At 75.6% G+C, this 20,030-nt stretch carries 19 protein-coding genes; 9 read left to right on the top strand and 10 right to left on the bottom strand.

Annotated features, from left to right (window positions below):
* Positions 1 to 51 precede the first annotated feature (51 nt).
* The 6 genes from ABD358_RS18685 to ABD358_RS18710 form a co-directional block, all read right to left on the bottom strand.
* Positions 52 to 885 carry a polysaccharide deacetylase family protein gene (locus tag ABD358_RS18685; protein WP_344632208.1) on the bottom strand — a complete coding sequence of 278 codons (834 nt, stop codon included), beginning with the start codon at positions 883 to 885 and terminating at the stop codon, positions 52 to 54.
* Positions 875 to 2,608 carry a lipid II flippase MurJ gene (locus tag ABD358_RS18690; protein ID WP_344632209.1) on the bottom strand — a complete coding sequence of 578 codons (1,734 nt, stop codon included), beginning with the start codon at positions 2,606 to 2,608 and terminating at the stop codon, positions 875 to 877. Before ABD358_RS18690 ends, ABD358_RS18685 begins: the two co-directional genes overlap by 11 nt.
* Positions 2,605 to 4,122: an O-antigen ligase family protein gene (locus ABD358_RS18695; protein WP_425576368.1), complete on the bottom strand. Its 1,518-nt coding sequence runs from the start codon at positions 4,120 to 4,122 to the stop codon at positions 2,605 to 2,607. The genes ABD358_RS18690 and ABD358_RS18695 overlap by 4 nt, the downstream gene beginning before the upstream one ends.
* Before the next feature lies 1 nt (position 4,123).
* Positions 4,124 to 5,656, bottom strand: a complete 1,533-nt coding sequence (locus tag ABD358_RS18700; RefSeq protein ID WP_344632210.1) for a sugar transferase — start codon at positions 5,654 to 5,656, stop codon at positions 4,124 to 4,126.
* A complete protein-coding gene (locus tag ABD358_RS18705; RefSeq protein WP_344632211.1) occupies positions 5,653 to 6,933 on the bottom strand; it encodes a glycosyltransferase family 4 protein in 1,281 nt (426 codons plus the stop codon). The genes ABD358_RS18700 and ABD358_RS18705 overlap by 4 nt, the downstream gene beginning before the upstream one ends.
* A gap of 74 nt (positions 6,934 to 7,007) precedes the next feature.
* Complete coding sequence (locus tag ABD358_RS18710) at positions 7,008 to 8,099, bottom strand: DUF3344 domain-containing protein (protein WP_344632212.1); 1,092 nt, start codon at positions 8,097 to 8,099, stop codon at positions 7,008 to 7,010.
* A gap of 267 nt (positions 8,100 to 8,366) precedes the next feature.
* Here ABD358_RS18710 and ABD358_RS18715 point away from each other — a divergent pair, with 267 nt between their 5' ends.
* Together ABD358_RS18715 and ABD358_RS18720 are read left to right on the top strand one after the other, a co-directional pair.
* Positions 8,367 to 8,612 (top strand): chaplin, encoded by a 246-nt coding sequence (locus ABD358_RS18715; protein WP_344632213.1) that lies wholly within the window; start codon positions 8,367 to 8,369, stop codon positions 8,610 to 8,612.
* A 217-nt stretch (positions 8,613 to 8,829) separates the two neighbouring features.
* Positions 8,830 to 9,027: a hypothetical protein gene (locus ABD358_RS18720; RefSeq protein WP_344632214.1), complete on the top strand. Its 198-nt coding sequence runs from the start codon at positions 8,830 to 8,832 to the stop codon at positions 9,025 to 9,027.
* Positions 9,028 to 9,085: 58 nt separating this feature from the next.
* On the opposite strand, the gene ABD358_RS18725 is transcribed toward ABD358_RS18720, so the two are convergent.
* The gene (locus tag ABD358_RS18725; protein ID WP_344632215.1) at positions 9,086 to 9,520 is read right to left on the bottom strand and encodes a hypothetical protein; all 435 of its coding nucleotides are present in this window, start codon (positions 9,518 to 9,520) and stop codon (positions 9,086 to 9,088) included.
* A 69-nt stretch (positions 9,521 to 9,589) separates the two neighbouring features.
* On the opposite strand from ABD358_RS18725, the gene ABD358_RS18730 reads away from it, so the two are divergent.
* Together ABD358_RS18730 and ABD358_RS18735 are read left to right on the top strand one after the other, a co-directional pair.
* On the top strand, positions 9,590 to 10,468 hold the full coding sequence (locus ABD358_RS18730) for a DUF72 domain-containing protein (protein ID WP_344632216.1): 879 nt from the start codon (positions 9,590 to 9,592) through the stop codon (positions 10,466 to 10,468).
* Between the two features lie 382 nt (positions 10,469 to 10,850).
* Positions 10,851 to 12,134: a transglycosylase family protein gene (locus ABD358_RS18735; RefSeq protein ID WP_344632217.1), complete on the top strand. Its 1,284-nt coding sequence runs from the start codon at positions 10,851 to 10,853 to the stop codon at positions 12,132 to 12,134.
* A gap of 71 nt (positions 12,135 to 12,205) precedes the next feature.
* Here ABD358_RS18735 and ABD358_RS18740 read toward each other — a convergent pair whose 3' ends face one another.
* Positions 12,206 to 13,747, bottom strand: coding sequence for an FAD-dependent oxidoreductase (locus ABD358_RS18740; RefSeq protein ID WP_344632218.1), 1,542 nt, complete (start codon positions 13,745 to 13,747; stop codon positions 12,206 to 12,208).
* Positions 13,744 to 14,418, bottom strand: coding sequence for a hypothetical protein (locus ABD358_RS18745; protein WP_344632219.1), 675 nt, complete (start codon positions 14,416 to 14,418; stop codon positions 13,744 to 13,746). The genes ABD358_RS18740 and ABD358_RS18745 overlap by 4 nt, the downstream gene beginning before the upstream one ends.
* Positions 14,419 to 14,698: 280 nt before the next feature.
* Here ABD358_RS18745 and ABD358_RS18750 point away from each other — a divergent pair, with 280 nt between their 5' ends.
* Entirely contained in the window at positions 14,699 to 15,901 is a 1,203-nt protein-coding gene (locus ABD358_RS18750) for a hypothetical protein (protein ID WP_344632220.1), read from the top strand.
* A 105-nt stretch (positions 15,902 to 16,006) separates the two neighbouring features.
* On the opposite strand, the gene ABD358_RS18755 is transcribed toward ABD358_RS18750, so the two are convergent.
* Positions 16,007 to 16,594: a hemerythrin domain-containing protein gene (locus ABD358_RS18755; RefSeq protein ID WP_344632221.1), complete on the bottom strand. Its 588-nt coding sequence runs from the start codon at positions 16,592 to 16,594 to the stop codon at positions 16,007 to 16,009.
* 236 nt (positions 16,595 to 16,830) lie between these two features.
* Here ABD358_RS18755 and ABD358_RS18760 point away from each other — a divergent pair, with 236 nt between their 5' ends.
* The 4 genes from ABD358_RS18760 (at position 16,831) to ABD358_RS18775 (ending at position 19,958) form a co-directional block, all read left to right on the top strand.
* Positions 16,831 to 17,967, top strand: coding sequence for a carboxylate-amine ligase (locus tag ABD358_RS18760; RefSeq protein WP_344632222.1), 1,137 nt, complete (start codon positions 16,831 to 16,833; stop codon positions 17,965 to 17,967).
* Positions 17,964 to 19,037 carry an iron-containing redox enzyme family protein gene (locus tag ABD358_RS18765; protein ID WP_344632223.1) on the top strand — a complete coding sequence of 358 codons (1,074 nt, stop codon included), beginning with the start codon at positions 17,964 to 17,966 and terminating at the stop codon, positions 19,035 to 19,037. Before ABD358_RS18760 ends, ABD358_RS18765 begins: the two co-directional genes overlap by 4 nt.
* A 130-nt stretch (positions 19,038 to 19,167) precedes the next feature.
* Complete coding sequence (locus ABD358_RS18770) at positions 19,168 to 19,659, top strand: hypothetical protein (protein WP_344632224.1); 492 nt, start codon at positions 19,168 to 19,170, stop codon at positions 19,657 to 19,659.
* A complete protein-coding gene (locus ABD358_RS18775; protein WP_344632225.1) occupies positions 19,656 to 19,958 on the top strand; it encodes a DUF6980 family protein in 303 nt (100 codons plus the stop codon). Before ABD358_RS18770 ends, ABD358_RS18775 begins: the two co-directional genes overlap by 4 nt.
* The last annotated feature ends 72 nt before the right edge of the window (positions 19,959 to 20,030 follow it).

Here is a 20,030-nt window from a genome sequence, read left to right on the forward strand (position 1 = left end):
TCCCGGTGCGCGCGCTGGTGCCGGCCCGGGTGCGCGCCCGGTGCGCCGGGGTCACCGTCCGGCTCCGGTGAGGGGGGCGCCGGCGGCCGGCGCGGCGGGTCCGCCGGGCAGGGCCCGGCGGCGCAGCGGGTGCAGCAGCCACTTGGCGTACAGCCGCAGCGCGGTGTCCTCCTCGCCGACGTGGACGCGGGGCAGGGCGTGCGTCCCGGTCAGCGGCCCGGGGTCGATGGCGCAGCCGTACTCGTAGCCCGCCTCCCGTACGGCCCGCACCACGCGGCGGTCGATCGTGCCGTACGGGTAGCAGAAGCCCCGCGCCGGGCGGCCGGTGATCTCCTCCACCAGCGCGCGGCTGCCCTCGGTCTCCTGGCGGAGGGTGTCGTCGTCGGTCCGGGTCAGGTCGCGGTGGCGCAGTCCGTGGGAGCCGATCTCCATCCCGGCGCCGACCGCGGCGCGGATCCCGGTCTCGGTCAGCAGCGGCTTGCGGGGGCCGAGCGGGTCCCACTCGTTGCTGCCGCCGAGCCTGCCGGGCAGGACGAACACGGTCGCGGTGCAGCCGTGGCGGCGCAGCAGCGGGACGGCCTCCTCGATGAAGTCGGCGTAGCCGTCGTCGAAGGTCAGGCCCACCAGGCCGGAGCCCCGGCCGGCGGCGCGCTCGCGCAGCAGCTCGCCCACCCCCACGCCGCGCAGGCCCCGCCGCCGCAGCCAGCGGAGCTGGCGGTCCAGGCGGCCGGGCGAGACGGTGACGTTGTAGGGGTCCTCCGTGTGCTCGGCCACCGAGTGGTACATCAGCACCCAGGGGCGCGCCGGTCTCGGCCGGACGGGCGGGAGGGCCTTCGCGAGGGGGACGGCGACGGGTGCGGGGACGTGTGCCGGGTCAGCGGACATGGCGGAACCTTCGTGTGACGGCGGTGGACAGCGTTGCTACTTCGGGTGCGCGGACGGCGAGCGCCGCGGCGGTGAACACGGCCGGGACGACCAGCCCCCCGGCCAGGGCGGTGAGGAGCGGGGATCCGATCAGCGGCGCGGCGGCCCAGCCGGCCGCGGTGGCGGCCGCGGCGGCCACCGTCAGGCGGCCCAGGCCGGCCGTCACCCTGCGCACCCTGATGGGGAGCATCCGGGTGCGCAGACCGCGCAGGAGCAGCAGCGCGGTGGTGGTGATGCCGGCGGCGTTGGCCGCGGCGATGCCGTGGACGCCCCAGCGCGGGGCGGTCAGGGCGCCGGCCGCGACCGTCAGCAGCAGGCCGACGGCCATCGCCCCGGCCGGGTACCAGGTGGGCCTGCCGGTGGAGAAGAACGGCCGCACCAGGGCGCCGGCCAGGCTGTGGCCGAGCAGGCCGAGGGCGTAGACGCGCATGACCGAGGCCGTGGCGGCGGTGTCGGCGGCGTCGAAGGCCCCCCGCTGGAAGAGGAGTTCGATGATCTGGGGGGCGTAGGCGACCACGTACGCGGCGCCGAGCAGCACCACCAGGGCGGCCAGCACCAGATCGCGTTCCACCCGCCGCCTGGCCCTCTCCGTCTGGCCGTCGGCCATGGCCCGCGCGACCATCGGGAAGGTGACCGTGCACAGCAGCAGGGAGAACGTCATGGGCAGCTGGGCGACCTTCTGCGCGTAGTTCAGGTGCGAGATGGCGCCGGCCGGCAGCGAGGAGGCCAGGAAGCGCTCGACGAGCACCTGGGACTGGCGGGAGAGGGCGAAGACGGCCACCGGCGCGAGCACCGTCCCGGCCACCAGCGCCGCGGCGCGCGGGGCCCGTGCCCCGCGCCGGTCCCGCGGGCGCCGCCGGCGGACGGGCAGGTGCCGCAGGAACGCCGGGAGCTGGGCGAGGACCATCGCGAGGCTGCCCGCGGCCACCCCGAACGCGGCGGCGCGCACGCCCCACCGGCCGTGGAGGAGCAGCACGGCGGTGATGATGGTGAGGTTGTACGCGACGTAGATCGTCGCCGGGGGGACGAAGCTGCGGTGGGCGCGCAGGGCCGCGCTGAAGTATCCGGCGGTGCCGAAGCCCAGCACCGTCAGGGCGGTCAGCCGGGTGCAGTCCACGGCCAGGCCGGGGTCGGCCAGGCCGGGTGCGAGGGCGTCCACCAGCAGCGGGGCCAGGAGCGCCGCGACCCCCGCCGCGCCCGCCAGGGCCAGCAGCAGCCGGGGGAGCGTCGCCGCCAGCAGGGCCCGGACGGGGTCCTCCCCGGTGTCCCCGGGGGTGTCCCGGGGGGTGTCCCCGGCGTCCGCCTCCGTGCCGTCCCCGCCTCCGCGGGCGGCGGCGCGGCGGGACAGCGCGAGGCTGAACGCCGGCACCAGCACCAGCGCCATGGCGTCCTCGATGAGGATCGTCGCGGCGAACTCCGGGATCGTCCACGACACCAGGAACGCGTCCGTGTCGCTGCCCGCTCCGAACAGGTGGGCGACGGTCTGGTCCCGCAGGAGGCCGAGGAAGGAGCCCACGGCGGTCAGGACGGCGGTGGCGGCGGCGGCCCGCGCGACGAGCCGCCCGCCCGGTGCGGGGCGGGACGGTTTCCGGATCCGCCCGGGCGCGGCCGGCGGCGGGGAGCCGGACGGCGGGGACGGGCGCGGCCCGGGGGGCGGCGGAGGGGCGGTGGGTGCGGTGGTCACCGGGCGTCTCCCCCTTCTGCCGCGGCGCGTCCCGCGGCGTGTCGCATGGCGTGTGCCGTGGCGTGCCCCGTGGCGTGTCCCGTGGCGTGTCCCGCGGTCTCTCCCGCGGCTCCCGCGGCGGCGGGCGCCAGAGCCCACCAGGCGGCCAGGCCGAACGTCACGGCGGTCAGGACGGTCGAGGGGCCGCCGATGTCGGCGTACAGGAAGTCGACGCAGTTCAGGACCAGCAGGCCGACCGCGATCAGGCCGCAGTCGGCTCCGCGGTCGGTGCGCGGGCCGGCGGTCCGTTCCGCCGGCCGGGCCCGCCGCAGCCGCCGCACCCCGAACACCAGCAGCACCGCCCAGCCGCCGACGGTGGCGGTGACGCCCGCCAGACCCAGCTCGGCGAGGAGGAGCAGGTACATGTTGTGCGGGGACAGCAGCGGCTGCCGCCGGAAGCCGTGCCCCGCCCCGGCGGTGTCGCTCGCCGAGGACAGCGCGAGGGAGGCGTGGGCGTCGCGGTGCTCGGGGAAGCCCCTGGGGCCCACCCCGGTCGCCGGGTTCCCGCGCCACATCTCCACCGCCGCGGCCCACATGGCGTAGCGGTCGGTCACCGACTGGTCGGGCGCGTCGGCGACCCGGGTGATGCTGTCCGCCCGCTCGGCGACGAGCTGCGAGCCCACGCCCGCGCCGCCGACGAGGATCACCCCCGCGGCCGCCACGACCGCCAGCGTGCGCAGCGCCGTCCGCGCCCCCGCCAGGAACAGCACCGCCGTGCAGGCCGCCGCCGTGGAGATCCACGCTCCCCTGCTGAAGGAGAGCACCAGCGGCACCAGCAGGACGGCGGCGGCGGTCAGCGCTAGGGGCCGCAGCCGGCGGGAGGCGCCGGGGGGCGGGGCGAGGCCCGCGGCCAGGGCGACGACGATGCCGCAGGAGACGGCCGTCGACATCCCCATGACGTCCAGCGGGCCGAAGGTGCCCACGGCCCGGACGTCCCGGCCCGCGTAGGAGGCGCCGGTCTCGGTGAGGTACTGGTGGACGCCGATCGCGCCCTGGAACAGGGCGACCGCCACCAGGGAGGCGGCGAGCAGCCGGGCCTCCCGCCGGGAGCGCAGCACGAGCACCAGCGCGGCCGGCACCAGGACGAACACCTGCAGCAGGCGGACGAAGCCGGTGGCCGAGGCCGCCGGGTCGTGGGAGGCGACGGTCGACAGCGCGAACGCGACGGCGGGGAGCGCCAGCACGGCGGCGGCCGTCCGGTCCAGCGGCCGTGTCCGGGTGCGCAGCACCAGGACGGCGCAGCACCCGACCAGGACCGCCGACGCGGCGTCGGCGACGGTGGCGCCTCCTCCCCCGGCCGTGCCGGCCGGGGCGCGGTCGGTCACGGGCACGCAGACCAGCAGGACGGTGGCGAGCGCGGGCAGCACCGGCCAGTGGGCGGCCGCCAGTTCCCGCGCCCGGTCCCTCGCCCCGTGGCGGGCCGGGCCCCCCGGCGGCGGGCCGGGGGGCGTGATCGCCGTGGTGGCCGAGGTCACCTCAGCTGCCTCCGAGCCGGAAGACGGAACCGGCCGTGTGCAGCAGGATGCGGACGTCCTGCCACAGCGACCAGGTGTCGATGTAGTGGTTGTCGAACCGCGCCCGGTCCTCGATGGAGGTGTCGCCGCGCAGCCCGTTCACCTGGGCGAGCCCGGTGATCCCGACGGGCATCCGGTGGCGTGCCGCGTAGCCGGGGTGGAGCTGGCTGAACCGCTGGACGAAGTAGGGGCGTTCGGGCCGGGGGCCGACCAGGCTCATGTCGCCGCGCAGCACGTTCCACAGCTGGGGCAGCTCGTCGAGCGAGGTACGGCGCAGCAGGTGGCCGACCGTGCTCATCCGCCGGTCGTCGGCGACGTTCCAGCGCGTCGCCGACTCGTGCTCGTCGCGGGGGCGCAGGGTGCGGAACTTCAGCACGGTGATCGGGCGGCCGTCCTGCCCGACGCGTTCCTGGCGGAAGATCACACCGGGGCCGTCGGCGAGGCGGACGGCGAGCGCGCAGGCCAGCAGCACGGGTGAGACGGCCAGCAGGGCAGCGGCCGCGACCGCGACGTCCAGGGCGCGCTTGCAGCGCAGTCCGGCGGAGCGGAAGGGCGGCGGGTCCAGGCGGTGGCAGGCGAAGCCCCACAGGTGGTCGCCCCCGCGGACGGGCCGGGCGGCGGGGAGCGGTCCGGCGTCCGGGACCGGGCCGCCGCCGACCAGCCACACGGTGCAGCCGAGGTCCGCGAAGAGCGGGACGAGGGCCGCGGTCTCCGGGTCCGTCCAGGGATCGCTGGTGAACACCGCGTCCCGCACCGAGTTCTGGATGGCGGCCCGCACGATGTCCTCCGGGCCGGTGAGCACCGGCACGCCGGCGTCCTCGGCCAGGAGGGCGCCGGCCGGTCCGCCGGGCTCGACCATGCCGACCGGGCGCATCCCGTACTCGGGGTGCTCGTGGAGGGCGGCGGTGACCTTCCGCCCGGTCGGTCCGGTGCCCACCACCAGGGCGGAGCACGGCCTGCGGCGTCCGGCCCGGCGCCGCCCGAGGTGGATCGCGCCGCGCGCCGCGCAGGCCAGCGCCGCGTGGGCCGCCACCGCGGCCGTCAGGGTCGTCCAGTCCAGGGCCCGGTCGGGGTGGACGGCGGCCGGCACGGCCGCCGCCGCGCACCAGGCGACCGCCGCGCGGCCGAGCAGGGCGGGCAGCTCGTCGATCGCGGAGGCGGCCAGGGCGGTGCGGTACAGGCCGCCGTGCGCGTTGAGGGGCAGCAGGACCGCCGGTACGAGGGCGCAGACGGCCGCGAGGGCGAGCGGTGTCCCGTCCCCGCCGGCCGACGCGACCGCCGCGGCGGCCACCGCGACCGCCACGAGGCAGTCGGAGACCGCCAGGAGCGCCCCGGCGCGGTGGCGGTGTGGTCTTCTCCTCAGGTGGGACGGCAGGGGCCGGGGCGCGGGCCCGCGCGGCGTGACGACGGATGTCGCCGCGCGGGCCTTGGGTTCCGGCGGGGGCAGGACCTGGCTCGGACGGGAAGTGGATGTCCCGGTGTTCTCCGTGGTCATCGCCTGGTGCGCTCCGTGGATTCGGTGTGGGGAAGGACGGACGGTTCGTCGGGGGTGCGGGGGGATGGCCCGCGGTGCGGGGGAAGGGAAGGCTCGGTGGAGGGGGCGGGCCCGGGGGCCGGGGCGGCGCGGCGCTCGGCCAGCACCTCTTCGTACAGACGCGCGACCCCGGCCGCCGTCCGCCTCACGTCGAAGGCGGAGCGGACGTGGTCGGCGGCCTGCCGCTCCAGGTCGCGCCGGAGTCCGGGGTCGGCCAGCAGGCCGGTCAGCGCGCGGGCCAGGGCGGCGGGGTGCTCCGGAGGGACCAGGCAGTGGGCGGCGTGTCCGGGGGGAAGGCTCTCGGCCGCTCCGGTCACCTGGGTCATCACCACCGGGCGTCCGCAGGCCATCGCCTCCAGCGGGACGAGGGCCATGCCCTCCCAGCGGGAGGGCAGCACGACCACGTCGGCCGCCGCGTACCAGGGCACCGTGTCGTCGGCGGCGCCGGCGAACAGCACCCGCCGGGGGGCCGCCCCGCCCAGTTCCCGCCGCTGCGGACCGTCGCCGACCAGGACCAGCCAGGCGTCGGGGACGCGGCCGGCGACCTCCGGCCACGCCCGCAGCAGGACGTCCTGGCCCTTCTGCCGGCACAGCCGGCCGACGCACACCACCAGGGAAGCGTGCGGGGGCAGGCCGTCGAGCGCGGGCAGGGTGACACGCGCGCGGGCGCGGGCGTCGGCGTACGCCGGGCGGAAGCGGTCGGTGTCCACGCCGTTGCGGATCACCTCCCAGCGGGCGTGGACCCCCGCTTCCAGGCCGTGCCGCCGCTCGTCCTCGCTGACGCACAGCACGCGGTCCGCCCAGCGGGCCGCCAGCCGCTCCCAGTGCAGGGCGAGCCGGGCGGTGGCGCCGCCGACCGCGTCGAAGGACCAGGCGTGCGGCTGGTGGACGGTCGGTACCCGGCCGCGCAGGGCGAGCCGGGCGGCCAGTCCCGCCTTGGCGCTGTGCGCGTGCACCAGGTCGGGGCCGATCCGCCGCACCAGCCGGGCGGCCCGCGCGGTCTCCCCCGCCAGGCCCGGGCCCGGTTCGCGGGACGCGGGCCAGGGGACCACCTCGGCGCCGGCCGCGGCGGCGTCCCGGCTCAGGCTGCCGCCGGGCGGGCAGGCCACCACGGCCCGCATCCCCTCCTCGGTCTGGGCGCGCACCAGGTCGGTGACGACCCGGGCGACGCCGCCCTCGACGGGCTGGGACAGGTGCAGCACCGTGCGAGGCGCCGCTGTTCTCTCGTTGTCAGGCACGCTGAGCTCTCCGTACGGGGGAACCTGCTGGGTCTCGCGCCCCGGCGGTCCGGGGCGCGGCTCCTCGCCTCGCGTCAGCTCGCCTCGGCCTGGACGAAGAGGGCGCCCAGCTGGTAGCCCTCGCCGCTCGTGGTGAAGCGGAGCGTCAGGGAGTCGCCGCCGTGCTCCAGGGCGGGCGTGATGCCGTAGACGTCGGAGTCGTAGCCCAGGGTGTTGGGGTGCGCGGGCAGCCGGCCGGGGCCCGGGCGTCCGTGGTCGGTGATGGTGGAGTTCATGAAGTCGTCGGCGGGGTTGGCCTCGTCGCGCACCCGCATCGCCGGGGCGTCCCCGGCGCGGACGGTCAGGGACTCGTCGGCGTGGCCGCGGTCGCCGTCGTAGGCCACCACGCCCAGGGAGCCGTCGGCTCCGGCGGGCACCGGCAGGTCCTCCACGGTGATGTCGAGGGTGCGCCGGTCGGAGGCCAGCGCCTCGTAGCCGTCCATGATCGCCAGGTGGCGGAGCGGCTCGTTCGGGTGGGCGTAGGCGGCCACCAGCGTCCATCCGCCCCAGGCGCCCGCGGAGGTGCGGCCCTTGGCGACGTTGACCTGGCCGACGGTGTAGTAGCCGCTGCCCGAGTCCGCGACGAGGTCGGTGACGTCGGCGGACGCGGTGTAGCCGTCCATCAGCCCGGTGGTGCGGTGGCCGACGACGGTGTCGGCGAGGAGTTCCTTGTAGTTGCCCCCGGGCTCGGCGATCAGCACCCGCCCGTTGTCCTCCGGCGGCTTCTGCTCGCCGACGCGGAGGTTGCCGCCCCAGTACAGCCGGGCGTAGGTGACGCGCGCGCCGGGGGGCAGGCGCAGTTCCGCCTGGCTGGAGTTGTAGGTGTTGGGGTCGTCGTCGAGGTCGATGTACGTCATCTCGTACTGGCCGTTGACGCCCGCGGCGCCCTCCCGCGCGGCCTCGCAGGACGGGGCCTCGGCGACGACGGGGGTCTCGCAGGTGGCGGAGGCGTTGGCCGCGCGGACGATGCCGCCGTGCTGGGTGGCGCGGTAGCGCTCGCTGAACGGAATGCGCGCCGCCTCGCCGGGGGCGGGTGCGGCGGCGGTCGGCGGCAGCGCCGCCGTCAGGGCTGCGGACGCCAGCACGCACAGCAGTCCTCGGCCGGCGAGCCCCAGGGAAACACGCATGGATCTTCTCCGATCGACGCCATCCAAACCGGAGCAAACCATGACAGAGCAGAGCGTCCATCCCGGCGGAGACGCGCGGGGGATTGAGCCGAGAGTGTGATCACCCCGAGGGGGCATCGGAGAAGGCGGCGGAGGTGATAACAGCCCGGGCTTTCCTGCGGGCCGGAATGGTGATCTGAATAAGCCTATCGAGTGATCATGCGCATCCCCTCGCATAAGCCCTCGTTGGGCCAGGTGTCCCATTCACGATCCGAAAGGAGACCGGCGATGATCCGTGTCGCCAAGGCCGCCGCTCTCACCGCCGTCGGCAGCGCCCTGGTCCTGGGGGGTGCCGGCACCGCGTCGGCCACCGAGGGCGCCCAGGCCCAGGGGGCCGCCCTCGGCTCCCCCGGCATCATCAGCGGCAACGTGGTCCAGGTCCCGGTTCACGTGCCCGTCAACGTCTGCGGCAACTCGGTGAGCGTCATCGGCGCGCTCAACCCTGCCTTCGGGAACGCCTGCGTCAACAAGTGACCCGGACGGCCACGGCCGTTCCCCCACCGCCGCCCTCGCCCGGGCGGCGGCCACGGTACGGGGCCCGCGGAGACCTTTCCGGTACTCCGCGGGCCCCGCACCCGTCCGTGTGCCGCGCCCGTGTGCCGTGCCTTCCTCCGCGCGGCCGGGCCGCCGGCCGGACGGGACCGTTTCGCCTCCGGCGCGGTGGGAACTCGCGGGCCCGGAGGTGAGCACCATGCCCGAGCCCGGCAGCAAGAGCTACGACAAGAAGCGCGCGCGGCGCCGCAAGGAGGCCGAGCGGAGCGGCGTCCCGGACAAGAACGCCAACGAGGCGGCCAACGAGTCGATCCAGCAGGACCCCCGGTGGCGCACCTCCGGGCCGCGCACCGAGCGCGGCCGCGGCCCCAAGGGGGAGCGCCCCGGGAACGAGTGACGGTCCCGGGCGGGCGAACCGCACGGCGCGCGGCCCGGCCTCTCGCGCCGGAGGGCGGTCAGGGACCGCCCTCCTCCTTCTGCTCGCGGACCTCGTCCGGCCGGCCCGAGGCGCCCTGCGGCAGGTCCGCGCCCCTGGGCGGGTCCACCTCCACCGGGGGGATCCACGGGCCGCGCTCCACCTTCTCGCCCGGCTGCAGCCCCGGGACCGGCCCCTCGGCGATCTCCGGCTGTTCGACGTCGCTGCCGGCCACGGCGTGGACGTCGCCCTTGCCCAGCGGGGACGGCCGCTCCTCCCCTTCCCTGGACTCCTCCCAGTTCTCCTTTCCGGTGCCCGGGTCCCCGCCCCCGCGCGGAACGGCGTTCCCCGGGTTCCGGGTCCGCTCGGCGGCCTCCGCTATCTCGCGGGCGCGCCGCTCGCGCTCCTCCCGCTCGGCGTCCTTGGCGTCCTTGGCGTCCCTGCCGCCCATGGCGTCCCTGTCCGCGCCGGTCATGGCCTCGCTCCTCTCACGGGTGCTCCCTGGTGACGGATCGTGCCGACGCCGCGCGGGTACCCCGTGACCATGGGAAACATTCTGGTGGGCACCTGCTCGTGGACGGATCCCGCGCTGGTCGCCGGCGGCTGGTACCCCCCGGGCGCGCGGGACGCGGAGGGGCGGCTGCGGTACTACGCCGAGCGGTTCGGGCTGGTCGAGGTGGACGCGACGTACTACGGGCTGCCCAGTGCGCGCAACAGCGCTCTGTGGGCGGAGCGCACCCCCGACGGGTTCGTCTTCGACGTCAAGGCGTTCTCCCTCCTCACCGGCCACGCCGCCCGGATCGGCTCGCTGCCGGCGGACCTGCGCCCGGCCGGGGCCGCCGGCGCCCGGGTGCGGGCCGGGGCCCTGCCGCCCGCGGCCGTCGACGAGGTGTGGCGGCGTTTCGCCGCCGCGCTGGAGCCGCTGCGCGCCGCGGGGCGGCTGGGCGCGGTGCTGATGCAGTTCCCCCCGTCGCTGCGTCCCGGGGCCGCGGCCGAGGACTTCCTGGACCGGACCCTGGAGCGCGCGGGGTCGCTCGGCTGGCGCACGGCGGTGGAGTTCCGCGACCCGAGCTGGTACGCCCCCGGGCAGAGCGCGCGGACCGCCGGCCTCGCACGGCGGCACAAGGCCGCGCTGGTGGCCGTGGACTCCGCCCGGGGGCTTCCGGCGTCCGTGCCGCCGGTCGCCGTCGCGACCGCTCCGGAGCTGTCGGTGGTGCGGTTCCACGGACGCAGCCCGCACTGGGGCACGGGGAGCAAGGAGGACGCCTACCGCCACCGCTACACCAAGGAGGAACTGGCCGAGTGGGTCCCCCGGATCAAGGCCCTGGCGGAGCGGACGGAACAGGTCCACGTCCTGTTCAACAACTGCTGCGGCGACGCGGCGGTCGACGCCGCCGGGACCATGGCCGGCCTGCTGGAGTGACACGGGGTCGCGCGGGGCGGGGCCGCCGGAACCGCCGGGGCGGGGGCCGGTCCCACCCGGCCGCGGTGCCCCGCCCGCACCGCCCCCGGGCGCGGAGAACCGCCGGGCGGACGGGTGCCGCGCTGGCGGAATGCTCAATTCCTTTTTCTTTTCCGCTCCCTTCCCGCTCCCCTCCCGCTCCATTACCCTCCGTTTCACGCCGTTGTGCGCCCCGGACCGGTGTTCCTCCGCGCTTTTACGGACCGTTCACGGCCGCCCCTTGCCGGAATGTCACGGCCCCGTCTATGTTTGGCCCGCTCGTCGACCGAATTGCGTGAATGCTCAACCGACGGAGCGCCGAAAGTGCCCGACAGCACGGCGGCGCAAGGGGAGGGGACCGGCCGTGGCCGGACGAGGACGTCATCGCCGCTACAAGCCCAACGCTGTTTCCCGGGCATCGCTGACCGTCACCGCGAGCGGGGCGGGAATCGCCATACCCCTGATCGGGGCCACCGCCGCCCACGCCGCCCCGGAGGAGGTCTGGGAGAAGGTCGCGGCGTGCGAGAGCAGCGGCAACTGGAATACCAACACCGGGAACGGCTATTTCGGCGGACTGCAGTTCAAGCAGAGCACCTGGCAGGAATTCGGCGGCACCGCCTACGCCCCCCGCGCCGACCTGGCGACCAAGGAGGAGCAGATCGCCGTCGCGGAGAAGGTCCTCGACGGGCAGGGCCCGGCCGCCTGGCCGGTGTGCTCCTCCCGGGCCGGGCTGACCCGGGACGGCCAGGGCTCCGCGACCGTCCCCGCCCCCCGCGCGGAGCAGGCCGGGGCCGGGGAGAGACGGACGGAGCCGCGCGAGCCGCGCGAACGGCCCGACGAGTCGGGCCGGGCGTACACGGTGGCCGGTGGCGACACGCTGTCCGGGATCGCCGGCGAGCACGGCGTCCGCGGCGGCTGGCAGGCGCTGTACGAGCGCAACCGCTCGGTGGTGGGCGACGACCCGAACCTGATCTTCCCCGGGCAGCGGCTCCAGCTGAGCGGCCGGGGGACGGCCGGGGAACCGGCACCCGAGGCCGGGCGGAACGACTCCGGGACCCGGGCGAAGCCGAAGGCGCAGCAGAAGCCCGAGGTCCGGGAGAAGCCCCGGCCCCAGGAGAAGCCGGAGGCCCGGCAGACGCCCAAGCCGCAGGAGAAGCCGAAGGCCGAACCCCGGCAGAAGGTCAAGGCCCAGGCCGGGCCGGAGAAGACCGACCGCAAGCCCCCGAAGGCGCAGGGCTCCCCCGCCTACACCTCCCCCGTCCCCGGCGTCGGCCCCAGCACCGCGTACCGGCAGTCGGGCAGCAGCTGGTCCAGCGGCTACCACACGGGCGTCGACTTCCCCGTGTCCACCGGCACGACGGTGCAGGCCGTCAGCCGCGGCCAGGTCGTCTCGGCCGGCTGGGGCGGCGCGTACGGCTACCAGGTCGTCATCCGGCACACCGACGGCCGCTACAGCCAGTACGCCCACCTCTCGGCGATCTCCGTGCGCGCCGGCCAGCAGGTCAACGCGGGCCAGCGGATCGGCCGTTCGGGATCCACGGGCAACAGCACCGGCCCGCACCTCCACTTCGAGGTCCGCACCGGCCCCGGCTACGGCTCCGACATCGACCCGCTGGCCTACCTGCGCTCCCACGGCGTCCGGATCTGAGCCCGCAGCGCCTCCGACGCCCCGGCCGCCGGCGGCCCCTCGGGTGACCGCCGCTTCCGTGGGGGCGGCGGTCACCCGAGGTCGCGCTTCTCCAGGGGGCGGGTCGCCGGGCCCTGGAGGACCGAGCCGTCGGGGGCGAAGCGCGAACCGTGGCACGGGCACTCCCAGGCCCGCTCCGCCTCGTTGAAGTGGACCAGGCAGCCCAGGTGCGTGCAGCGGGAGGAGACGGCGTACAGCTGCCCCGCCTCGTCGCGGTGGACGGCGCAGCGGCGGCCGTCGATCCTCACCAGCGCACCGCCGCCGGGGGCGATCTCGTCGACGGAGTCCACGTGGGTGGAGCGCAGCCGGTCGCCGACGAAGTGCTTGGCGACGGTCGCCTGGAGGCCCAGCAGCGAGGGCGCCTCGCGCAGACCCGGCAGCCGCCGGGGGTCGTACAGGGAGGCCCAGGGCGGGAGTTCGGCGCCGGTGAGGTACGCGGCGAGCAGCCGCCCGGAGAGGATGCCGCTGGTCATCCCCCAGCCACCGAAGCCGGTGGCGACGTAGGTGTGCCGCGTGCCGGGGTGGAAGGGCCCGATGTACGGCACCCGGTCGGTGGAGTCGTTGTCCTGGGTGGCCCAGCGGTGGACGACGCGGGCCTCGGGGAAGCGCTCGGCGACCCAGGCGCCCAGCCGCTCGAAGCGCTCCTCCACGTCGGCCGTGCCGGGCAGGAACCGCTCGCCGGTGACGATCAGCAGTCGCCGCCCGTCGCCGTAGGGGGCGGTGCGCACCGAGCGGGTGCCGTCCTCGGGGGTGATGTACATCCCGGCCGGGTCCCGGTCGGCGGGGATCTCGGCCGCGATCACCAGTTCGCGGTGCGGCTCCAGCCGGGAGAACAGCAGCGCCCGGTCGAAGACCGGGTAGTGGGTGGCGACGACGACCGCGCGGGCGGTGACCGTGGCGCCGTTCTCGGCGGTCACCCGGCACGGCTCGCCCTCCTCCAGGCCGACCACGCGGGTGCGTTCGGCGATGCGCCCGCCGCGCCGCACCAGGTCCTCGGCGAGCGCCAGCAGGTACCTGCGGGGGTGGAACTGCGCCTGGTCCTCCACCCTGACCGCGCCCCGCACCGGGAAGGGCAGCCCGGTGTCGGTGACGTAGGAGGCGGGCAGTCCGGCCTCGGCGGCGGCCTCGGCCTCGGCGCGGACCTTCTCGTCCTGCTCCTCGGACTCGGCCCAGGTGTAGGCCGGGACGCGCTCCAGGTCGCAGTCGACGCCCAGTTCGCGCACCACGGCGGCCAGATGCGCGATCGCGTCCTGCTGGGAGCGCGCGTACAGTCCCGCGCCCTCGGCGCCGTGCCCGCGCCGCAGGTCGTCGTAGATCAGGGAGTGCTGGGCGGTGACCTTGGCCGTGGTGTGGCCCGTCACCCCGGCGGCGATCCGGTCGGCCTCCACGACGGTGACCTCGCGGCCGGCGCGGGCCAGTTCCCAGGCGGTGCACAGGCCCGCGATGCCGCCGCCGACCACCACCACGTCCGTGTCGGTCTCGCTGCCGGGCTCCAGCGGCGGGTGGGTGACGGCGGGGGTGACGGGGGCGGAGGCCAGCCAGTACGACTCGTGTTCCGCGGGGAGTCCGCTCACCGGTTCCGCGTCCCTCCCCGGTCGGGGTGCACGCCGGTGCCCTCGCCCTCTCCGGACGGGCCGACCTCGCCCACGCCCTCGGGCGCGCCCGTCTGGTCCTCGTCGTTCTCGCCGCGGAGCTGCCCGATGTCGCGGTCGTCGTCGACGGTGTGGACGGCCGACTCCTCCGGGCTCATCCCCTCGACCGGGGACTCGTGGGAGAACACGTCCTGGTTGGCGGGCCGGTCGTCGAGGGGGTCGTAGCTGAGCTGGCCGGTCCTGTCCGCCGGGGGGCCGTAGCCGGCGGAGGCGTCCTCCCTCACCTCCGGCTCCTCCTGCGCCAGCCGCTGGTCCAGGGACTCGCCCTCGACCTGCTCGGCGTAGGTGGTGCCCCACCGGTCGGCGGCCACCGCCCGCTCACCGGGGACGGGCATCTGCTGCGGGTCGTTCATCCACTGCTGCTCGGGCGTGCCGTTCTGCAGGTCGGGGATGCCCTCGTCCTCCGGGTTGCCGCCGGGGTCGTCGGGGCCGTCCAGCACCGAGTCGCCGGGGCTGGGGCCGGTGGCGGGGGCGTCGTCGGGCGGGAGACCGGGGTTCTCGTCGTCGGTGGCGGTTCCGCCCTCTTCGGTCAGTTCGGGCCTGCTGTCGTCCGCTCCGGTGGGCTCGTTCTCATCAGGCGTCCGGTCGGCCATGGTCGCTCTCCCTCCGGGTCCCGGTGTCGGTCGGGGACGTACACGCGTCGGTGATCCGATCGATCCTCACCGCCCGCCGGTACCCGCCGTTACCGTCCGGAAACGCCCGCCCTGTCCGGGCCGCGCACCGATCACCCCGTTTCGCCGGGCGGGGCCGGGGTACTCCGGCGGCCACGCCCGGTACGGGGGAATCAGCGGAGAGCGACGCGACCGGCGCGCGGGAGACGACCGCCGGGACGGCACCGGGCGCTCCGGACCACAGACGAGCAGGAGGACCCAGGTGACCTTCAACCCCCTGGAGCAGCGCGGCATCCCTCTGGACCGCCAGCTCCGCAACTGGCGTGAGCTGGACGTCGACCAGATCGACCCCAACCACGCCGACCCCTACACCCGCTGCCGCATCATCACCATGAACGGCATCGAGGTGGAGGCGATCATGTTCAGCCACCACTTCGCGCGGGTGTGCCCCGACATGGACGTCAAGCGGCAGCTCGCCGAGGTGCGCAACATCGAGCAGCAGCAGCAGAAGGTGGTCAACTGGATGCTGCCGGGCGTCTCGTCGGTGCTGGAGACGACGATCGCCTACGAGCAGGTGGCCGTGGACCTCACCGCCTGGGTGGCCCGGATGGAGCCCGATCCGTATCTGAAGCAGGCCTACCAGTTCGGCGTCCTGGAGGACTTCGACCACCTGTACCGGTACTCGAACCTGTACGAGATGATCGAGCACCGCAAGGCCGAGAAGATCGTCGACCAGCTCACCGAGGTCATCCCCGGCCGGCCGACCAAGTACCACCACCGGCACCCGGCCGACAACGTCCGCGACCCGTACGACAAGGACCGGACGGACCCGCTCTCCAAGCTGCACGCGCTGACGATCATGTCGGCCGAGCAGCAGACCATGAACTTCTACATGAACGTGGGCCCCCAGTACATGGAGCCGATCGCCCGCCAGCTCTACCAGGAGATCGGGCTCATCGAGGAGGAGCACGTCACGCACTACGAGTCGCTGGTGGACCCGGGCGAGACCTGGTGGGAGCGCCTGGTCAACCACGAGTACAACGAGTGCTACCTGTACTACTCGTTCATGGAGCAGGAGAGCGACCCCAAGGTCAAGGCCGTCTGGGAGCTCCACCTGAACATGGAGCTGGAGCACCTGCGCATCGCCTGCGACCTGATGCGCCGGTACGACGGCCGCGAGCCGGAGGAGATCCTGGCGCCGCAGCTCCCCAGCGTCCTGACCTTCGAGCCCAACAAGGAGTACATCCGGGAGCTGCTGGCCACCCAGCTGGACCTGACGACGCTGGGCGCCGGCTACGTGCGCGAGGCGCACGAGCGCTTCGAGCGGATGCAGGAGCAGATCCACGGCGGCGAGGAGCCGCCGAGCGAGCGGGTGATCGACATGCACCGGGAGGGGTTCGGACAGGAGTACCGGCTGAGCACCGAGGGCGAGCACCCGGACGTGTCGCTGCGCGAGCGGGTCTGACCCCGCTCTTCCCCTCCGGCCCCGTCCGCGTCCCCGGTCCCTTCCCGTCCTCCCGGCGCCGGGCCGCCGCTCCCTCCCGGGGGCGGCGGCCCGGCCGCGTCCGGCTCAGCCCTTGCCCATGACCTTGCGCACGGCGTCGCGGGCGCGGTCGGCCACGGCGACCAGCGGGCCCACGGCGAGGTTCCCCGCGGCGGTCTCCGTCCCGGGGTGCGGGTGGGTGGGAGCCGTCGCCTCCGCCGCCCGGACGGCCCTGGCCATGGTGCGGAGCCGCTCGGGTTCGGTGTTGTGCGCGATGTGGTTGAACTCGTAGCGCTCCTCGGCGCGGGCGTGCGCCTCCACCTCGCGGCGGAGGGTCTGCAGCCGGGCCGTGAACGCCGGGTCCTCCGGGTCCATGTCCTCCAGCGCCTTGAGGGTCTCCTTGGCCTGCTTCTCCTCCTCCAGGCGCCGGTCGACCACCGCGTCGCCGCCGTCGATGTTCCGCCGGGCGTAGGGGTGGACCACCTCCTCCTCGGCGGTCTCGTGCACCGCCAGCATCCTCACCAGGCGGTGGAAGGCGTCGCGCCGGGCGTCGCCCCGGGCCGCCTCCACCTCGTCGAAGAGGTTGCGGATCTCGCCGTGCTGCCGCATCAGCAGCGCCACGACGTCGTCGTCACCGCTGATTCCGCTCCTCTTCGCGTCCTGCCGCTGCGCCATGTGTGGGTTTCCTTCCGTGGAATGCCGTTGTGATGCCGTGTAATGCCGTGAACTGGCGTGGAATGCCGCGGAATGCCGTCATGGGCCGGCCGCCGTCCGGAGGGTGTCCGGGGCGTCCGGGGTGCGTTCCGCAGCCGTACTCGTGACCCTGGGTACGGGACCCCTGCGGTACCCGTGACCCCTCCCGGGAAACCCCCGCCCGTTTCGCCGCGCGGGCCGGGGGTACTCACACTGCCGTGACCAGGGACGGAACCACCGGGGGACTGACCATGGGGGTCGAGGAGGAGTTCCTCCTGGCCGACCCGACGACCGCGCGCACCGTGCCCGGTGCGCGGGCTGTGCTGCGCCGCGTGCACCAGGACGCCTCCGCGGCCGACGGATCCGGCTGCAAGGCCGAGTTCCTCGCCACGCAGGTGGAGTCCGCGACCGCGGTGTGCACCACGCTGGAGGAGTTGCGCGGCCGGCTGGCCGCGGACCGCGCCCGTCTGGTGGACGCCGCCCGGGAGGAGGGCCTGTACCTGCTGTCGAGCGGTACGGCCGTGGTGGACGGCGGGCGGCCGCCGGTGGCCGAGGGGGAGCGGTTCCGGCGCATCTCGGAGATCTTCGCCGACGTCGTGGACGACTACGAGGTCTGCGGCTGCCACGTCCACGTGGGCGTCCCCGACCGGGAGACCGCGGTGGCCGTGGTCAACCGGGTGCGCCCCTGGCTGCCGACGCTGCTGGCCCTGTCGGCCAACTCCCCCATCTCCCACGGCCGGGACCACGGCTACGCGAGCTGGCGCATGATGGAGCAGCGGCGCTTCCCCGCCTCCGGGATGCCGCCCCGCTTCGCCGACGCCGCCGCCCACGACGCGGAGGTGGAACGGCTGGTGTCGTACGGCGCGCTGGTCGACGACCGGATGAGCTTCTGGCTGATGCGCCCCTCGCCGTGGCTGCCCACGGTCGAGTTCCGGGTCGCGGACGCGGCCGCCACCGTCGACGACGCCGTGCTCCAGGCCGCCCTGGGGCGGGCGCTGGTGCGCCGGGCCCTGGCCGACCTGGAGGCGGGGGCGCCGGAGCCGGAGCTGGACGACCGGGCCGCCGCGGCGGCGGTGTGGGCCGCGGCGCGGTACGGGGTCGCGGGCGACGGCGTGGATCCGCTCACCCGTGCCCGCAGGCCGGCCGCGGAACTGGTCGGCGCGCTGCTGCGGCACGTCGAGCCCGCGCTGGAGGAGACCGGCGACACCGGGACCGTGCGGGCCCTGGTGGCCGCCGTGCTCCGGGACGGCACCGGAGCCGACCGCCAGCGGCGCGCCTGGAGGAGCGGCGGGCCCCTGGCGGTGGTGGAACTGCTGGCGAGTCTGACCGACGCGAGGGAGCACGAGGACACATGACCACCACCCCCACCGCACCCGGCACGGCCTCCGGCGCCGTCGCCGCGGTCCCCGCCGTCTCCGCCGACACCGCCGCGCTCCCCCGGGCGCGCGGCGAGGTGAGCGCCGCGGTGCTGGACGTCCTGGCCTCCCCGCCTCCCGGGCGGCTGCCGTCGTTCCCGGGGAAGGCGGTGGAGGGCGCGGACCCCTACGGCGACGACCTCCAGCTGGCCCTGTACGTCTGCTACGAGCTGCACTACCGGGGCTTCGCGGGCGTGTCGCCCGACTGGGAGTGGGATCCGGACCTGCTGCGGCTGCGCGCCGGGCTGGAGCGGGTCTTCCTGGACGCGCTGCGCCGCGACACCCTCACCGGCGCCCCCTCCGACTCGGACGTGGCCGCCGCGCTGGAGCCGCTGCTGGTGGAGCCCGCCGAGGGCGGCGGCGTCTCGGACTTCCTGCTCCGCGAGGGCGAGTGGTGGCAGATGCGCGAGTACATCGCGCACCGCTCGGTCTACCACCTCAAGGAGGCCGACCCGCACGCCTGGGTCATCCCCCGCCTCGACGGCCGGGCCAAGGCGGCGCTGGTGGCGGTGGAGTACGACGAGTTCGGCGGGGGCCGCGGCGAGCGGGTGCACGCGCGGCTGTTCGCCGACCTGATGGCGGGCGCGGGCCTGGACCCGTCCTACCTGCGCTACCTCGACGACGTGCCCGCCCCGGCCCTGGCCACGGTGAACCTGATGTCGCTGTGCGGGCTGCACCGGGCGCTGCGCGGCGCGCTGGTGGGCCACTTCGCCGCGGCCGAGATCAGCACGGCCCCCAGCGCGCGGAAGATGGCCCGCGCGCTGGAGCGGATGGGCGCCGCCCCGGAGTGCGTGCTGTTCTTCACCGAGCACATCGAGGCGGACGCCGTGCACGAGCAGGTGATGCGCCGGGACGTCATCGGCGACCTGCTGGAGCGCGAACCGGAACTCGCTGCCGATGTGGTCCTCGGGATCCGCGCCACCGAACTGCTGGAGGAGCGGCTGGCGGGCCACCTGCTGAACTCCTGGCGCCGGAACGCCAGTTCGCTGCGGCGTCCGCTCGGAGGCTGACGCGGCGCCGGGAGGGTCGCCGGGAGGGTCGCCGGGGCGCGCCCGGCGTGGTCCGGAAAACCGGGCGCCGGCGTGGTGCGCCCGGTGTCAGAATGGCCCCCGCTGTGAAGTTCCGGGTGGGGAGGCCGGTTTGGGATACGTGCTCCAGGCGGTGGTCGCGCGTGAGGAGACGCTGCGCGCCGCCGCGCGCGGCCTGCCGGCCGCCCGAACGGTGCCACTGCGGCAGGGGTTGGCGCTGCTGCCCGTGACGGACGAGTTCTTCGACGCCGTCGCAAACGGTCCGGGCGGCTCGCTGCCGGGACCGTGGAAGCTGCCCGGCGGCTTCGACCGCACCCTGGCGCGCTGGTCCGTCCCCGGGCCCGTCGCCTACGTGGAGGCGGAGTACTTCGGCGGCACGGGCGGGCAGAGCGCCGCCGTGTGGGACGCGGGCGCGCTCGCCCTGGGCCCGTTGCGCCTGGCGGAGGGCGAGCCCTTCCCCGCCGGGGGCGGTCCCGTCTCCCGGGCGCTGCGCCGTCTGGGGGCGAGCGCCGAGGGGGCCTTCGACGAGTTCGAGGCCGTGGGGCTCGGTCGGCACCGCCACACCGGGGACTGGCTCTCCCCCGTCGACGGGCCGCGCCCGTGACCCGTCACTGCTGCGCGGAGATGGCGCGCCGGGCGGCCTGGGAGTGCGGCTCGCACCCGAGCCCCTTCGACTGCCCCGACGCCGTGGTCCGCTTCGACGCCCGGTTCCGGGAGTACGGGCTGATCGTCCACGACGGCGGCACGTCGGTGATCGGCATCGCCTTCTGCCCCTGGTGCGGGCGGAAGCTCCCCGAGTCGGCGCGGGACCGCTGGTTCGACGAGCTGGAGAGCCGCGGGATCGACCCGTGGGAGGACGAGATCCCCGAGGAGTTCCGGGACGGCCGGTGGCTCGGCCCCTGAAGGCGGCCGCGGGTGCCCGGGCCGGAACACGGCCCTGCCCGGTCTGCCGCTCCGGGGGAGGAGGGAGGCGTC

It is taken from the genome of Streptomyces glaucosporus (genome assembly GCF_039533345.1).
GTDB classification, from domain to species: Bacteria; Actinomycetota; Actinomycetes; order Streptomycetales; family Streptomycetaceae; genus Streptomyces; species Streptomyces glaucosporus.

Coding starts and splice junctions, on each gene's coding strand:
- ABD358_RS18725 (WP_344632215.1), bottom strand. CDS start 9,520: ATGACCGGCGCGGACAGGGACGCCATGGGCGGCAGGGACGCCAAGGAC.
- ABD358_RS18765 (WP_344632223.1), top strand. CDS start 17,964: ATGACCACCACCCCCACCGCACCCGGCACGGCCTCCGGCGCCGTCGCC.
- ABD358_RS18730 (WP_344632216.1), top strand. CDS start 9,590: ATGGGAAACATTCTGGTGGGCACCTGCTCGTGGACGGATCCCGCGCTG.
- ABD358_RS18755 (WP_344632221.1), bottom strand. CDS start 16,594: ATGGCGCAGCGGCAGGACGCGAAGAGGAGCGGAATCAGCGGTGACGAC.
- ABD358_RS18715 (WP_344632213.1), top strand. CDS start 8,367: ATGATCCGTGTCGCCAAGGCCGCCGCTCTCACCGCCGTCGGCAGCGCC.
- ABD358_RS18710 (WP_344632212.1), bottom strand. CDS start 8,099: ATGCGTGTTTCCCTGGGGCTCGCCGGCCGAGGACTGCTGTGCGTGCTG.
- ABD358_RS18700 (WP_344632210.1), bottom strand. CDS start 5,656: ATGACCACGGAGAACACCGGGACATCCACTTCCCGTCCGAGCCAGGTC.
- ABD358_RS18720 (WP_344632214.1), top strand. CDS start 8,830: ATGCCCGAGCCCGGCAGCAAGAGCTACGACAAGAAGCGCGCGCGGCGC.
- ABD358_RS18685 (WP_344632208.1), bottom strand. CDS start 885: ATGTCCGCTGACCCGGCACACGTCCCCGCACCCGTCGCCGTCCCCCTC.
- ABD358_RS18745 (WP_344632219.1), bottom strand. CDS start 14,418: ATGGCCGACCGGACGCCTGATGAGAACGAGCCCACCGGAGCGGACGAC.